This is a genomic window from Bacillus sp. FSL K6-0255 (genome assembly GCF_045040725.1).
Taxonomy (GTDB): Bacteria; Bacillota; Bacilli; order Bacillales; family Bacillaceae; genus Bacillus; species Bacillus subtilis.
Window position 1 is genome coordinate 4,077,168 of sequence record NZ_CP150278.1, and the last position, 14,937, is coordinate 4,092,104.

15 protein-coding genes are annotated in these 14,937 nt (G+C 42.2%); 2 read left to right on the forward strand and 13 right to left on the reverse strand.

All coding sequences use genetic code 11. The annotated features are described in order from the left end of the window. Positions 1 to 11: 11 nt before the first annotated feature. From MHB62_RS21210 to MHB62_RS21220, 3 genes are all read right to left on the reverse strand, one after another. On the reverse strand, positions 12 to 2,015 hold the full coding sequence (locus tag MHB62_RS21210; RefSeq protein ID WP_032722829.1) for a molybdopterin-dependent oxidoreductase: 2,004 nt from the start codon (positions 2,013 to 2,015) through the stop codon (positions 12 to 14). A gap of 50 nt (positions 2,016 to 2,065) precedes the next feature. Beyond that, positions 2,066 to 2,272: a DUF951 domain-containing protein gene (locus MHB62_RS21215; RefSeq protein WP_003226838.1), complete on the reverse strand. Its 207-nt coding sequence runs from the start codon at positions 2,270 to 2,272 to the stop codon at positions 2,066 to 2,068. A 93-nt stretch (positions 2,273 to 2,365) separates the two neighbouring features. Next, complete coding sequence (locus tag MHB62_RS21220; protein WP_080287646.1) at positions 2,366 to 3,382, reverse strand: hypothetical protein; 1,017 nt, start codon at positions 3,380 to 3,382, stop codon at positions 2,366 to 2,368. A gap of 439 nt (positions 3,383 to 3,821) precedes the next feature. Between MHB62_RS21220 and yyaC the strand changes: the two genes are divergently transcribed. After that, complete coding sequence (gene yyaC / locus MHB62_RS21225; RefSeq protein ID WP_003226834.1) at positions 3,822 to 4,439, forward strand: spore protease YyaC; 618 nt, start codon at positions 3,822 to 3,824, stop codon at positions 4,437 to 4,439. A gap of 38 nt (positions 4,440 to 4,477) precedes the next feature. Here the strand turns inward: yyaC and spo0J are convergent, their stop codons facing one another. Together spo0J and soj are read right to left on the reverse strand one after the other, a co-directional pair. Continuing rightward, positions 4,478 to 5,326 carry a stage 0 sporulation protein Spo0J gene (gene spo0J, locus MHB62_RS21230; protein ID WP_003226832.1) on the reverse strand — a complete coding sequence of 283 codons (849 nt, stop codon included), beginning with the start codon at positions 5,324 to 5,326 and terminating at the stop codon, positions 4,478 to 4,480. Then, positions 5,319 to 6,080 (reverse strand): sporulation initiation inhibitor protein Soj, encoded by a 762-nt coding sequence (gene soj, locus MHB62_RS21235; RefSeq protein WP_003219244.1) that lies wholly within the window; start codon positions 6,078 to 6,080, stop codon positions 5,319 to 5,321. Before soj ends, spo0J begins: the two co-directional genes overlap by 8 nt. Before the next feature lie 247 nt (positions 6,081 to 6,327). Between soj and MHB62_RS21240 the strand changes: the two genes are divergently transcribed. Further along, positions 6,328 to 6,768, forward strand: coding sequence for a PH domain-containing protein (locus MHB62_RS21240; RefSeq protein ID WP_015250779.1), 441 nt, complete (start codon positions 6,328 to 6,330; stop codon positions 6,766 to 6,768). A 50-nt stretch (positions 6,769 to 6,818) separates the two neighbouring features. Here MHB62_RS21240 and noc read toward each other — a convergent pair whose 3' ends face one another. The 8 genes from noc to rpmH form a co-directional block, all read right to left on the reverse strand. Then, entirely contained in the window at positions 6,819 to 7,670 is an 852-nt protein-coding gene (gene noc, locus MHB62_RS21245) for a nucleoid occlusion protein (protein ID WP_003226829.1), read from the reverse strand. Positions 7,671 to 7,791: 121 nt separating this feature from the next. Further along, positions 7,792 to 8,511 carry a 16S rRNA (guanine(527)-N(7))-methyltransferase RsmG gene (gene rsmG, locus MHB62_RS21250; protein ID WP_015250777.1) on the reverse strand — a complete coding sequence of 240 codons (720 nt, stop codon included), beginning with the start codon at positions 8,509 to 8,511 and terminating at the stop codon, positions 7,792 to 7,794. 13 nt (positions 8,512 to 8,524) lie between these two features. Continuing rightward, complete coding sequence (gene mnmG, locus MHB62_RS21255) at positions 8,525 to 10,411, reverse strand: tRNA uridine-5-carboxymethylaminomethyl(34) synthesis enzyme MnmG (protein WP_003226825.1); 1,887 nt, start codon at positions 10,409 to 10,411, stop codon at positions 8,525 to 8,527. A gap of 20 nt (positions 10,412 to 10,431) precedes the next feature. After that, positions 10,432 to 11,811: a tRNA uridine-5-carboxymethylaminomethyl(34) synthesis GTPase MnmE gene (gene mnmE, locus MHB62_RS21260; protein WP_019712631.1), complete on the reverse strand. Its 1,380-nt coding sequence runs from the start codon at positions 11,809 to 11,811 to the stop codon at positions 10,432 to 10,434. 310 nt (positions 11,812 to 12,121) lie between these two features. Beyond that, entirely contained in the window at positions 12,122 to 12,748 is a 627-nt protein-coding gene (jag, locus tag MHB62_RS21265) for an RNA-binding cell elongation regulator Jag/EloR (RefSeq protein WP_003243764.1), read from the reverse strand. Next, positions 12,745 to 13,530, reverse strand: a complete 786-nt coding sequence (spoIIIJ, locus tag MHB62_RS21270) for a YidC family membrane integrase SpoIIIJ (RefSeq protein WP_010886648.1) — start codon at positions 13,528 to 13,530, stop codon at positions 12,745 to 12,747. The genes jag and spoIIIJ overlap by 4 nt, the downstream gene beginning before the upstream one ends. A gap of 144 nt (positions 13,531 to 13,674) precedes the next feature. Then, a complete protein-coding gene (rnpA, locus tag MHB62_RS21275) occupies positions 13,675 to 14,025 on the reverse strand; it encodes a ribonuclease P protein component (protein WP_003242628.1) in 351 nt (116 codons plus the stop codon). A 151-nt stretch (positions 14,026 to 14,176) separates the two neighbouring features. Continuing rightward, positions 14,177 to 14,311 (reverse strand): 50S ribosomal protein L34, encoded by a 135-nt coding sequence (gene rpmH / locus MHB62_RS21280; RefSeq protein WP_003178075.1) that lies wholly within the window; start codon positions 14,309 to 14,311, stop codon positions 14,177 to 14,179. Between the last annotated feature and the right edge of the window lie 626 nt (positions 14,312 to 14,937).

The window sequence follows — 14,937 nt, forward strand, 5'->3', positions numbered from 1 at the left end:
AATCCCTTTGATTATGCTTTTTTCAAGCCTACTAAACAGTCAAAAAGCGTACTTCCCATTCCATTATCAGAATTTGTATCATTTGTCAGTGCATTGACTGACCCTCCAAAAGCCGCCCACATGCCTTCATCTATATTAATCGTCTTCGCATGAGCCTGTTTCATCACTTTCACCTTGCCCTTCAAGCGTCCGCGGTCATTAAAGATGACAACCTCGTCTCCATCCTGAAGATCCTGCTCAGCCGCTATATCTGGAGAAATATCGACCTGAACGTGCTGAAGCTTTTCAATAAACGGCACATGCTGTGAATGGTTGGAACGCTGCGGATGAATGGATAACAGCGTATAAGGGTACTTTTCAGCTAACTCCTCATTATGGAAAACAGATTCTTCGGGCACATTTAATTGAAGCGAGCCGCTAAATCCTTTTTGCTCAGCTAGCGACGAAGTAAATTCAAATTTTCCACTCGGCGTCAAAAACTGATAATCATCCCACGGCACCTGTTTTACTGGAAGAGGGAGGTGGCCTTTTTCTTTTAAACGCTCAAGTGTCACATCCTCTGCTTCCAATGAGGAAAGCCCCATCTCTAAAAATTCTTGAGTGCTGTATTCAAACAGCTCTCCAAATCCAAGGCGTTTTGCAAGCTCTGACCAGATCCAGCTGTCCGACTTCGCTTCACCCTGCGGCTCCACAAGCTTCTTCCCGTACTGAACATAATGATGATACATACTGGAATAGTAGATATCTTCTTCTTCAAAAACAGTGGCAGTCGGCAAAACATAATCACACAGCTTTGCGGTATCCGTCATAATGGAATCAATCGCAACCGTCATGGGAACCTTTTCAAAAGCTTGTCTCACCTTATTTGTATTCGGCACCTGAGTCAGCGGATTTCCGCACGTCACAATAATCATCTCAATCGCAGGATCAGCAGCGGTCAACACTTCTTCAGCCTGCGTCATCATTGAAAAAGAACGTGATGTTGTTTTTAATTCCGGCAGCGTCAGCTTTGTTTTTGCAAAGCTCTCGCCAATCTGGACATTTCCGAAATTCGCGCCGCCGCCCTTAATTCCGACATTTCCGCTTGCCGCAACGAGTGCATCAATCCAACGAATCGTTCCCCCGCCGTTTTTATAACGCTGCATGCCAAGCCCCATAAAAGTAGACACCGGACCATCAGCATACAAAGCGGCCAGATACTCCAGGTCCTCCATAGAAGTTTCTGTTTTCACAATAAACTCTTCCAGAGAAACGGTCTTCAAAAGCTCTTTCACATCATCAAAACCGACAGAATGCTCAGAAATAAACGTTTCATCCGTTCTTCCCGTCTCAATCAGAACCTTCAAAACGGCTGCCGCAAGCCAGCCGTCCATTCCAGGCTTTACAGAGATATAGCGGTCAGCAAGCTTAGCAGTCTGGTTGAAGATCGGATCAATCACCGTAATCGTGGCGCCCTTCTTTTTCACTTGCTGCAAGTGATGGTATAAGTGCATATTTGTTCTGGATACATTTCTTCCCCACACAACAACATGCTTGCTGTTGTAAATATCAAGCGGTCCGTGACCGTACGAACGGCCAAAATCCCAGCTTTGCGCCTCGATGCCGGAGCCCCAGCATATGCTTCCGACGATTTCGGTCACGCCGCCATATCCATTAAAAAAACGCTGATCAAGCGCTTTTAACAGACCGTTATTCGCATAATCATGGCTGTGCAAAACAGCAGTCGTCTCCGACGTTTCCTTGATTTCCCGAAGTTTATCGGCAATTTCATCAAGTGCCTGCTCCCAAGAAATCCGCACAAACTCGCCATTTTGTTTTTTCATTGGATAGCGAAGCCGATCAGGGGAATTTGTTTTTGTCTCAAGCATTCTGCCGCGGCCGCAGATTTTACCTTCCGTAATCGGATGGTTTGGATCTCCGTCCACTTTTGTTACCTTTCCATCATCAACAGTCACCAAAAATCCGCAGCTGTCCCAACAATTCAGCGGACATGCCGACTGATGCACTTTGCTCATCGCCGTCTTCTCCTTACCTTCTATATGAAAAAGCATGAGTGTCGGCCTATTTATGAAGTAGGCTCCTCATGCTTGACTAGTACTTTTTTTAGTTTTCTTTCAAATTCTCTTCTCGGAATCATAACACTGTGAGAGCATCCCTCACACTTAATTCGAATATCCATTCCCATGCGTATAATTTTCCAGCTGTTCGCTCCGCATGGATGCGGTTTTTTCATTTCTACGATATCATTCAGGCCAAAGTCTTTATCCGCCAAGACCCTTCACCTCTTTTCATAAACTGCTGTATCTATTGTACAAAAAAACTGATCATAAGAGCAATCAAGATACCCGAAAAGAAATACATCCTCTTATTTCCATTTACTCAAAATAGGATATAAGAGCAGACAAACTAACAAATACAAATTGAGCATCCCATATATCGGATACAAGAACGCGATCAAATCAGAAAATCCGAAAGAAGTAAAAGGTACCATTAACACTAACAAAATCAACACAATCATCCATCTCGGCATATGGATAAACGCCATCAGCCGGCTGGACAGCCCCAGCAAACCAGCTACCGTCGTCGTGTAAATCGCCAGGCACAGCACCGCCGTCATACATAAAAAAAGGAAATAAGGCGCACCCTCCAGAACAGCAAACAGCGGTATTTCAAACTGAGAAAGGGAGCCCGCCAGCTCCACCAACGTTTCATTATAAACAAATGAGATCACGCCAAAAATAAGACCGCTTGCCACACTTGCGATTTTTGCTTCTCCGAGCCCTTTCATCTCTTTCCCAACAGAGGATAAAATCGCAACAACTGAAAGGATGTTTAAAGAGGTAAACGTAATGCTCGCAGGCCAGTTATACTGCTGGGACAAATCAATCGTCCACGTATGGTGATGTGTGCTCTGAAAGGAGATCAGCGCATATAAAAGCCCCGCTACTAACACAGGAATCAAAATACTATTTATAGATAATATTCCTTTCACATCCCATAAAAACAAGCACACTGTCACGATGCAAATCAGCGTGATTCCCCACCAGAAAGGAAGCTTGTACATTTGCAGGGTCACACCGCCTCCGGCAATCATCACCATAGTCGTCGAAAACAAATAAAAAATGATGAGGACATCATAAATTTTCGCCAGCCATGGCCCCATTAAATGCTCCAGAACCGGCAGAAAATGAGTGGATTGAACTTTAAAACTGATTCTCATCACAATATAAGACGAGAAAATGAACATAATTGTAAACAGCACAATAGCAAGTCCGCTTTCCGCCCCAAAAAACTGCCATATCTCCTGACCGCTCGCATATCCGGCCCCGATCAAGCTCCCTAATATGAGCAGCATCCACTTCATTCCGGCTCTCCACAACACTATCACCTCATAGACAAAGTTCAGCTTGTTCCCGTTATTGTTACTATATAAATAAAGGAAAGCAAACATGCCATATTTTCATAGACATTTAAACACAAGGTGAAATTATCATACGAAATACACATAAAAAAAGACTGCTAATGGAGGCAGTCTAAAAATATATCATTTTGCAGTGGAATGAAGGAATGAACCTCATTAACCATTCCTATCTATAAAGTGTTTCATAAGCAGACAATTGCTTGATCATGATCGAGGCAATGAGGGACAATACTTGTAATCGCCCACTAACCATTCATAATAACCTCTACTTTTTTAAAATCTCCGGTGTCATACACAAAGCATAAAAAACCGTACTGCTGGATATACTGTAAACAACCTTACATAACGAAACACACACCATAGCAATTCTGTTACCTACTATAACAAGGAAGTGAAACCCATGAATCGAAAAGGCGGGCTTTTTTCCTCTCAGGAACGAGTAAAGCAATATGTTTCACATACAGATGCTGCAGCAGCAAAACAAATCCAAACCATCCTTTCTTCATCCTTACGTAAAGCTGCCGGCAAACCAATTGTTGTGGTTTGTATCGGAACAGACCGTTCAACCGGTGACTCATTAGGCCCGCTCGTAGGAATGAAACTCAAACAGATGCAGCTCACCAGATTCCATGTCTACGGAACCTTATCTGACCCCGTCCATGCTGTGAACATGAAGGATAAAATCAATGACATTCATAAATTACATAAAAACCCATTTGTTATAGCAGTCGATGCATGCTTAGGCCGCGTTAAGAGTGTGGGTTCATTTCAAATCGGGGACGGGCCATTAAAGCCCGGAGCCGGTGTACAAAAAGACCTTCCTGAAGTGGGAGATCTTCATATTAACGGAATCGTGAATGTGAGCGGTTTCATGGAATATTTTGTATTGCAAAACACTAGACTCAACTTGGTCATGAATATGGCAAATGTTCTAGCGGAAGGTTTGAGTTTAACAGATCGGACAGAGTGGAGGCAAGAACGCATTAACCCGCTGCAAAGGCTCACTGGGCGCATATAAAACAAAAACCATCTTCGCTTGAAAGATGGTTTTTTCATTTATGATTCTCGTTCAGACAAAAGCTCTAAAATCCGGTCAAGGTCTTCATTAGAGAAAAATTCAATTTCGATTTTGCCTTTTTTCTTCTGTCTTTTAATATTAACTGTTGTTCCAAAATAATTTTGGAGATAGGATTCTCGTTCTTTTAGAACCGCATCTTTCACAGGTTCTTTTTTCTTTGTTTCACGTGGAACATTCTGATTCAACTGCTGAATCAGCTGCTCAAGCTGGCGAACATTGAGCTGCTCCGCAATCACTTTTTGTACCAGCGGTTCAAGCTTATTTTTGTTTTTTAAGCCAAGAAGCGTGCGTCCATGTCCCATAGAAAGCGTGCCTTCGGCAATAAGCTGTTGAATATTTTCTGGCAGTGTCAGCAGTCTTAAATGATTCGCAATATGCGGTCTGCTTTTCCCAAGACGTTTGGCAAGCTGCTCTTGTGTGAGATCTAAGTGTTTCAAAAGGGAGTCATATGCCTGAGCCTCTTCAAGCGGAGATAAATCTTCACGCTGAAGGTTTTCTAATAAAGCAATTTCCCTCATTAACGCCTCTGATAATTCACGGACAATGGCCGGAACTGTATCTAAACCTGCCAGCTTTGCCGCTCGAAAACGCCGTTCACCCGCAACAATATCATAGCCTTTTAAAGATTTTCTGACGATAAGCGGCTGAAGAATGCCATGCTGCAGCACAGATTCTTTTAGTTCAGCTAATGCCTCGTCATCAAAGTGTTTTCTTGGCTGATAAGGATTAGGGCGTAAATCGGCAATTTTAATTTCTTCAACTGTCTCTTCAGACAAATCGACCTGATTAAATAACGCATTAATCCCTTTTCCAAGGCCTTTAGCCATTCGCAGCCACTTCCTTTGCTAAATCTAAATATACTTCCGCACCTCTTGACCGCGGATCGTATAAAATGATGGGTTTTCCGTGACTCGGTGCCTCACTCAGACGGACATTACGCGGAATAACTGTCTTATATACTTTATCCCTAAAATACTTTTTAACCTCTTCAATCACTTGAATGCCAAGGTTTGTCCGGGCATCAAGCATTGTCAGCAATACACCTTCAATCATTAAATCAGTATTCAAATGCTTTTGCACAAGACGTACTGTATTTAATAACTGGCTGAGCCCCTCCAAGGCATAATATTCGCACTGTACAGGAATCACAACGGAATCCGAGGCAGTAAGGGCGTTAATCGTCAGCAAGCCCAATGACGGCGGACAATCAATGATAATATAATCATAATTTTGCTTTACTGCTTCAAGCGCTCTCTTCAATCTCACTTCTCTTGATATTGTAGGAACCAGCTCGATCTCAGCCCCGGCAAGCTGAATCGTCGCAGGAATCACATCCAAGTTCTCTACTGTCGTTGCTTTAATAATATCTATTACATCTGCATCATCTACTAAAATATCGTACACACACTGCTCTACATCGGCTTTTTCAATCCCTAATCCGCTTGTCGCATTTCCCTGCGGATCAATATCTACCAGCAGAACCCTTTTCCCTATGTAAGCCAAACATGCCCCAAGGTTGACAGACGTCGTTGTTTTGCCGACCCCGCCTTTTTGGTTCGTAATTGCTATGATTTTTCCCACGATGTCACCTACTTTCACATGAACATGTACTATCTTGCTTCTATTCTATCAAAAAAAGATTAAAGCGTTTCATTTTTTTCATCATTTTGTTCCGAATCAGAAGGGAAATAATTGAAAATTCAAGCACGCTTTATGCTTTCTCTTATAAATTCTGCAATTTCTATGTTTTTTTGACTTAAAAAAGGAATTTCTTAAAGAAAAAAAGAAGAAGTCACAGTACAGAACGTGGAAACAGGATGGTGAGAAAATGGTTTATCAAACGAAGAGAGATGTACCCGTTACGCTGATGATTGTGTTTCTCATATTACTGATACAAGCAGATGCCATTGTTCCTTTTGTGCTGGGAAATATGAGAGTTTCCGGCTGGATCATTTTTATTCTGCTGACTCTTTTAAATGGACTCATCATTTGGAGCTTTATTGACCTAAAATATGTATTGAAGGAACACCATCTGATCATTAAAGCCGGATTGATCAAACATCAAATTCCTTATGAAAAAATCGATAAAGTCGTTCAAAAAAAGAAACTGTGGTCCGGTTTTCGTCTGATCGGCTCTCGCCATGCCATCACGATATATTATCAGGGGGGATGGGGACATGCAGTGATTTCACCGCAAAAATCTGAAGAATTTATCCACAAGCTCAAAGAAAAGAATTCTAATATAATAATATTCACTAAAAGTAAGTGATTACCTTTTATTAAAAATATAAAAAGCTCTCCTGCTTTTCAGGAGAGCTTCTATTTTGGTATGCGAATCGTTAATTGAATATATTCTTCAAATTCTTCTTCTTCCGTATTCAATTTTACACCGCTGTCTTCCACCATTGATAGTGACTGGCGAATCGTGTTCATCGCAATTCTTGTATCTCTGCTGAATGCTTTGCGTCTCGGCTTTGGCTTTCTCTGGCCTTGCTCCAGCATTTTCACCACGCGGTCTTCCGTCTGCTTTACATTTAAACTTTTCTCAATAATCTCTGTGAGCAGTGTGACTTGGAGCTCAGGCTGTTTCAGCGGAATCAGCGCTCTGGCGTGGCGCTCGGTGATTTTCTTCTCCATAATCGCCTCTTGGACCGGCTGAGGCAGCTTTAATAACCGAAGCTTATTCGCGATTGTAGACTGCCCTTTTCCTAAGCGCTGTGCGAGTGCCTCCTGTGTTAAATCATGCAGCTCAAGCAGCCTAGCATAAGCATGCGCTTCCTCAATAGAAGACAGTTCTTCCCGTTGCAAGTTTTCGATTAACGCCACAGAAGCGGTTTCCGTGTCGGAAAAATCCTTAATAATTGCCGGAATCTTTTCCCACTCAAGCGATTGCACCGCTCTCCAGCGTCTTTCACCTGCAATGAGTTCGTATTGGCCTTCTTCTTCTGTATGCCTAACAACAATCGGCTGAATAATGCCGTGTGTATGAATGGTCATTGCTAACTCTTTGATTTTTTCATCTGAGAAAATGGTGCGTGGCTGAAAACGGTTGGGAACGATAGCATTTACCGGTATTTCCAGAATCTCTTCTTTGTTTGTATCATGTTCAGCAATCTCCGGCTCCTGTTCCTTCTCACCAAGCCCGAAGAAACGAGAGAATGAATGCTTCATGTACCTACACCACCTTTAAAAACTGCCATTTTTATAATTCTATTTTCTCATGGTTTTTCCTGCTGTACATCCATCAATTTTGATGAAAATATGATGGTATTGTCATATCAGGCTGTCTAAATTACCCTTCAATTGGCGATTTATTAGGAGTTCCCGGTTTTCTTGGATACTTCTTAGGCGTATTTTTTATTTTGCGTATCACCATAATATTACGATCGCTTTCTTCAATAGGCAGCTTAAAAGAATGGATATTCTCAAGTTCTCCTCCAAGCGTCGTGATTGCTTTTTTGCCTGCATTCAGTTCTTCTTCAGCTGATGCGGCTTTTAAAGCAACAAATAAACCGTTTTTCTTCACCAGAGGCAAGCAAAGCTCACTCAAAACAGATAATCTCGCAACTGCTCGTGCCGTCACAATATCATAGCTTTCACGCACGTCTTTCCGTTGCCCGAACGTTTCAGCTCTGTCATGGCAGAATGTTGTATTCTCCAATTGCAAAGCCTCAGATAGCTTTTCTAAAAACGTGATCCGTTTATTCAGTGAATCTACGATTGTGACATTGAGGTGCGGAAAGCATATTTTTATCGGCAGACTTGGAAAACCCGCTCCCGCTCCGACATCACAAATCGTGTTCACCTGATTGAAGTCGACATAAAAAGCAGCTGTAATGGAATCATAAAAATGCTTTAAATACACTTCTTTTTTCTCTGTTATTGAAGTCAGATTGATTTTTTCGTTCCATTCAACCAGCATGTCGTAATACAGCTCAAATTGCTCCAGCTGACGGGGAGAAAGGGAGATCCCTTTTTCCGCCAAACCAGAAGTGAATTCTTCAATATTCATGCCGTCATCCTTTCTATTCGGCTATCTTCGCAATGCGTCCCTGCTCTAAATACACCAATAGAATTGAAATGTCCGCCGGGTTTACACCGGAAATGCGGGAAGCTTGGGCAACAGACAAAGGCCGTACATTTTTCAGTTTTTGACGCGCCTCGGTCGCAATCCCCTTAATTGCGTCATAATCAATTCGATCTGGAATTTTTTTATTTTCCATCTTCTTCAGTTTTTCCACTTGCTGAAGAGATTTTTCAATATATCCTTCATATTTCACTTGGATTTCTACTTGTTCTGCCACGTCTTGAGGAACCGGCACTTCTGGCGGCGCCAGTTTTGTGACTGTTTCATAGTTCATTTCAGGACGCTTCATCAAGTCTGTGCCGCGAACTCCATCTTTCAATTCGCTTCCGCCAAGAGAACGGATATATTCTTGATTTTCCGGAGACGGCTTGATAATTACAGAATGAAGACGTTTTTTCTCCGCCTCGATCGCCGCTTTTTTCTTCTCAAAAGCCGCATAGCGCTCATCAGAAATCAATCCAATGCGGTGTCCGATTTCTGTCAGACGCAAATCAGCATTGTCATGTCGAAGCAGCAATCTGTATTCAGCACGTGATGTCAAAAGACGATATGGCTCATTGGTACCTTTTGTCACAAGGTCATCAATCAGAACACCAATATAGGCGTCAGAACGGCTTAGAATTACTTCTTCTTTTCCAAGCGCTTTTCGTCCTGCATTGATTCCCGCCATAATCCCTTGTCCCGCAGCTTCTTCATAACCGGATGTTCCGTTAATTTGGCCTGCAGTGTAAAGGTTTGTGATTTTTTTTGTTTCAAGTGTCGGCCAGAGCTGTGTCGGTACGATTGCATCATACTCGATCGCATAGCCGGCTCTCATCATTTGCACGTTTTCAAGTCCAGGAATCGTTGCAAGCATTCTTTGCTGTACGTCTTCTGGAAGACTTGTAGATAAACCTTGGACATAGACTTCCTGTGTATTTCTGCCTTCCGGCTCAAGGAAGATTTGGTGACGCGGTTTATCATTAAAACGGACAACTTTATCTTCAATGGATGGGCAGTATCTTGGGCCCGTACCTTTGATCATACCGGAATACATCGGTGAACGGTGCAGGTTGCTGTCAATAATCTCATGTGTCTCAGGGCTTGTATATGTCAACCAGCAAGGGAGCTGATCTGTGATATATTCCACTGTTTCATATGAGAAAGCGCGAGGCACATCGTCACCAGGCTGAATTTCCGTTTTGCTGTAATCAATCGTGTCGCTTTTAACGCGAGGCGGCGTACCTGTTTTAAAACGAACAAGGTCAAAACCAAGTTCCTCCAAATGCTCAGAAAGCTTAATAGAAGGCTGCTGGTTATTTGGGCCGCTTGAGTAAGACAGATCGCCAAGAATAATACGTCCTCTTAAATATGTCCCTGTCGTCATGACAACTGCTTTCGCACGATAATGTGCACCGGTTTGTGTAATAACGCCTCGGCATTCGCCGTCTTCAACGATCAGCCGCTCCACAATTCCTTGCAGCAATGTTAAGTTTGGTTCTTTTTCAAGCGTATTTTTCATTTCGTGCTGATATTGGAATTTGTCTGCTTGCGCACGCAATGCACGAACCGCAGGACCTTTTCCTGTATTCAGCATTCTCATTTGAATATGCGTTTTATCGATGTTTCTTCCCATTTCTCCGCCGAGCGCGTCAATTTCGCGGACGACAATCCCTTTTGCGGGGCCGCCGACAGACGGATTACATGGCATAAATGCAACCATATCTAGGTTGATGGTCAAGACAAGCGTTTTGGCGCCTTGGCGTGCAGATGCGAGGGCAGCCTCAACACCGGCATGCCCGGCGCCAATCACAATCACATCGTATTGGCCTGCTTCATACCCCATGATTCTAGTTCCTCCTTTTATTATTTTCCTAAACAGAATTGTGAAAAGAGCTGATCAATTAAGCTTTCGTGGACAGAATCTCCAATGATTTCCCCTAAAAGCTCCCAGCATCTTGTAAGGTCAATTTGCACCATGTCGATCGGGACATCCTGTTCGATGCCGCTAAGCGCATCTTCAATAGCGCGTTTTGCTTGCTGTAAAATAGAGATGTGACGTGTGTTGCTGACATAAGTCAGATCTCCGCCTTCAATGGCACCCGTGTAGAACAGCGATTGAATCGCTTCTTCCAGATCATTGATGCCTTCCTCTTTTAAAAGAGATGTCGTAACAACTGGACGTCCATTGGCAAGCTCACGGACACGTTCAGTGTCAATCTTCGCCTCAAGGTCAGTCTTATTCAAAATCACGATAACATCCATATCCTCAACGGCTTCAAAAAGCTTCACGTCTTCTTCAGAAAGCTCTTCACTATAATTAAGCACAAGTAAAATCAGGTCCGCTTCCTTTAGGACCTGGCGAGAACGTTCAACACCGATTCGCTCAACAATATCCTCTGTTTCACGAATACCTGCTGTATCAACCAGACGAAGCGGGACGCCCCTTACATTCACGTATTCCTCAATCACATCCCGTGTCGTTCCGGGAATATCGGTTACAATGGCTTTTGCCTCATGAACGAGGCTGTTCAGAAGAGATGATTTTCCTACGTTCGGCCGGCCGATAATGACGGTAGAAAGACCTTCACGCAAGATTTTTCCTTGCTCAGAAGTCCTCAGCAGCGCCTCAATTTCCTTTTTCACGGCGGTTGCCTTTTCAACTAAAATCTGATGCGTCATTTCCTCTACATCATCATACTCCGGATAATCGATATTCACCTCAACATGGGCCAGTGTTTCTAAAATCTCACTACGCAAACGGCGCACCAAAGCAGAAAGACGCCCTTCCATTTGATTCATAGCAACGTTCATTGCCCGGTCCGTTTTCGCTCTGATTAAGTCCATAACCGCTTCCGCCTGTGAAAGATCGATACGCCCGTTTAAAAACGCACGTTTCGTAAATTCGCCAGGCTCTGCCAGTCTCGCTCCCTCTCTCAATGCGAGCTGAAGCACTTGGTTCACAGTCACAATTCCCCCGTGACAGTTTATCTCGATAACATCTTCCCGTGTAAAAGTTCTCGGCGCTTTTAACACTGATACCATTACTTCCTCAACGACACGATCCGAAGGTCTGTCTACGATATGACCATAATGAATCGTATGTGATTCGACCGAGCTGAGTGTTTTCCCCTTCGGTCCCTTATAAATTTTATCTGCGATTTGAATGGCTTCTGGTCCGCTCAACCGTACAATCGCAATCGCGCCTTCTCCCATCGGTGTGGAAATTGCCGCAATTGTATCCATGTTGTTCACCTCTCTTTACTTATACTTCATCTATATAAAAAAATTTTTATTATGCCAAAACTAAAAGATAACATAGTTTGGTTCGAAGTGGAAGATTTGTTATCCACAGAAATAGAAATTCGTCCCTTATTACTTTAACTTATCCACATGTGAATAACAATTAATTTTATTTCCTGAACTTCCTTTTTATCAACAGGATACACCTAAAAAGAAAAAACTTAAACGGCAAAACCTTGATATTACTAGGAAAAGTAGATTTTTCGGATACAAAAAAACCGAAATCCGATTTTTATCGGACTTCGGTTTTATGCTATCTTTTATGGGAAATAACGAGATGACGATTTTCGCCTTCACCCATTGAATATGTTTTGATCTGGTGGTTTGCATATCCAGAAAGAGTATCGTGAATAATTTTTCTTTCGCTGGACGGCATGGGCTCAAGCTGGATGGATTTTTTCGTTTTCAAAACCTGGTCAGCAAGCTTGATGGCCAGCTGGCTCAGTGTTTCTTTTCTTTTCAAACGATAGTTTTCTGCATCCACCGTCACATTTTTATATTGGCCTGGATAACGGTTAAGGGCAAGCTGTGTCAAAGTTTCAAGGGCGTTTAAGGTTTGTCCTCTTTTCCCAATCAACAATGCTGCCTTTTCACCTGTTATATGATATCTCACTGTCTTTTTGCTTTCTTGAACAGTCACATCAGACTTCCCGGCAATGGCTTCGGCAATCGTTTGAAGATATAACTTCGCTTGCTGAATCGGATCAATCTTTTCAACCAGCTTTACGATCGCAGGCTTTTTACCGAAAATACCGAGAAACCCTTTGTTTCCCTCTTCAATAACAGTAATTTCTACCTTATCCTTCGTTAATCCCAACTCTTGCAATCCGGACTGTACTGCTTCATCGACATTTCGCCCTGCAGCAGTCACATTCCTCACTTTTTCTTTCCTCCGGCTTTTTGCGGCTCAGGATTTTTTTTAATATCAGGTCCTTTAATGAGGAAAGTTTGCGCAATCATAAACAAGTTACCGACTACCCAATAAAGAGAAAGAGCCGCCGGGAAGTTGATCGCAAATACGATAATCATAATTGGCATAATCCAAAGCATCATCGCCATTTGCGGATTTTGCTGCGCATTGCCAGCCATCATCAGTTTTTGCTGAACAAATGTAGCGACACCGGCAACGATAGGAAGAATATAGTAAGGATCTTTTTCTCCTAAGTCAAACCATAAGAAGCTGTGCTCTGAAATCGCCTGTGTTCTCATGATCGCATGATAGAATCCAATTAAAATCGGCATCTGGATCAAAATCGGGAAACATCCCGCCAATGGATTGACACCATGTTTTTGGAATAAAGCCATTGTTTCCTGCTGAAGCTTTTGCTGCGTTTTTTGATCCTTTGAGCTGTATTTTTCTTTAAGCTTTTGCATTTCCGGCTGTAAAGCCTGCATCGCTTTCGAACTTCTCAGCTGCTTAATCATCAGCGGTAAAATTAATAAACGAATTAAAATGGTAACTAGAATAATTGAAAGCCCATAGTTATCTCCCGTCAATTTCGCTACATACGTAATGAGCTCAGACAATGGATATACTACGTACTTGTCCCAGAAATGCGGACTATCTGCAGTGATCGGCTCTTTCACACTCGAGCATCCAGCCAAAAGCATGAATACGCCAACCATACTTAATAGCAACCCTATTCTCCTTTTCAACAACATTTCCTCCTATAATTAATCTTTACACTCTTTTATTGCAAAGCATACTTGTATGTATTTTAGCATCTTTCAGTTTTAAATGGTGTCTTTTTCTGATCAACCAGAAAGGAAGCGCTTTTAAAAGTTGTAAGAAAGCAGTGGTGATGCCTACTTTGACGAAGATTTCTTATATAATGAAGACTTTCTGAATAGATGCTGCAGACTTTTTTTCGTTTCCTCATATGTCAGCTGGCTCGCCGGTTTTCTGGCAATAATGATGTAATCCTTTTCCTTCAGTCTCTCTTTCTCTTCAAGAAAGGCCTGCCGAATCAAACGTTTGATCCGATTTCGCATCACGGCATTGCCAATTTTTTTGCTGACGGAAAGCCCGACACGCAGTTCATCATTTTCTGGCTGATCAAGCGTATATAAGACAAACTGGCGGTTTGCAACTGATGTCCCATGTTTAAACACTTTTTGAAAATCTTCATTTTTCTTTAAACGATTTCGCTTCTTCAAATGACTCACTCCGATACTGGCTGGCAGAAACTTTTAAAATTTATTATGAACATGAGATGCATCTGAACCAGGAAGCATGCCCCGGTTCATTACGCATCACATCTATCTTTTCCCATAACGTGAAAAAAGACCACTGACATTATTCAGTGGCCTAAGCTGATAATACTTTTCTGCCTTTGCGGCGACGGCGTGCTAAAACTAGACGACCGTTTTTTGAACTCATACGGCTTCTGAAGCCATGAACTTTGCTGCGTTTACGGTTATTCGGTTGGAATGTTCTTTTCATTTATGACACCTCCCTCGAGGAATAGCTGTTAAAGACAGTCTTACTTATTATATTTGCGTTACCTATTCATTGTCAACTTCACTAGTGCTTTTATTTCTTGCAACCATAATAGGATACCATACCTTTTCAACTTTCGAAACCTTATTTTTTAGATTCCTTAATTTTACGGAAAAAAGACAAATCCAAATAATTTGCCCCTAAAATCACGCATGTGGATATCTTTTTCGGCTTTTTTTAGTATCCACAGAGGTTATCGACAACATTTTCACATTACCAACCCCTGTGGACAAGGTTTTTTCAACAGGTTGTCCGCTTTGTGGATAAGATTGTGACAACCATTGCAAGCTCTCGTTTATTTTGGTATTATATTTGTGTTTTAACTCTTGATTACTAATCCTACCTTTCCTCTTTATCCACAAAGTGTGGATAAGTTGTGGATTGATTTCACACAGCTTGTGTAGAAGGTTGTCCACAAGTTGTGAAATTTGTCGAAAAGCTATTTATCTACTATATTATATGTTTTCAACATTTAATGTGTACGAATGGTAAGCGCCATTTGCTCTTTTTTTGTGTTCTATAACAGAGAAAGACGCCATTTTCTAAGAAAAGGAGGGACGTGCCGGAAG

What these genes read in the sequence shown, in the direction of transcription:
- MHB62_RS21210 (WP_032722829.1), bottom strand. Translation starts at nt 2,015, where the DNA reads ATGAGCAAAGTGCATCAGTCGGCATGTCCGCTGAATTGTTGGGACAGC.
- yyaC (WP_003226834.1), top strand. Translation starts at nt 3,822, where the DNA reads ATGAATCGAAAAGGCGGGCTTTTTTCCTCTCAGGAACGAGTAAAGCAA.
- spo0J (WP_003226832.1), bottom strand. Translation starts at nt 5,326, where the DNA reads ATGGCTAAAGGCCTTGGAAAAGGGATTAATGCGTTATTTAATCAGGTC.
- MHB62_RS21240 (WP_015250779.1), top strand. Translation starts at nt 6,328, where the DNA reads ATGGTTTATCAAACGAAGAGAGATGTACCCGTTACGCTGATGATTGTG.
- noc (WP_003226829.1), bottom strand. Translation starts at nt 7,670, where the DNA reads ATGAAGCATTCATTCTCTCGTTTCTTCGGGCTTGGTGAGAAGGAACAG.
- rsmG (WP_015250777.1), bottom strand. Translation starts at nt 8,511, where the DNA reads ATGAATATTGAAGAATTCACTTCTGGTTTGGCGGAAAAAGGGATCTCC.
- mnmG (WP_003226825.1), bottom strand. Translation starts at nt 10,411, where the DNA reads ATGGGGTATGAAGCAGGCCAATACGATGTGATTGTGATTGGCGCCGGG.
- mnmE (WP_019712631.1), bottom strand. Translation starts at nt 11,811, where the DNA reads ATGGATACAATTGCGGCAATTTCCACACCGATGGGAGAAGGCGCGATT.
- spoIIIJ (WP_010886648.1), bottom strand. Translation starts at nt 13,530, where the DNA reads ATGTTGTTGAAAAGGAGAATAGGGTTGCTATTAAGTATGGTTGGCGTA.
- rpmH (WP_003178075.1), bottom strand. Translation starts at nt 14,311, where the DNA reads ATGAAAAGAACATTCCAACCGAATAACCGTAAACGCAGCAAAGTTCAT.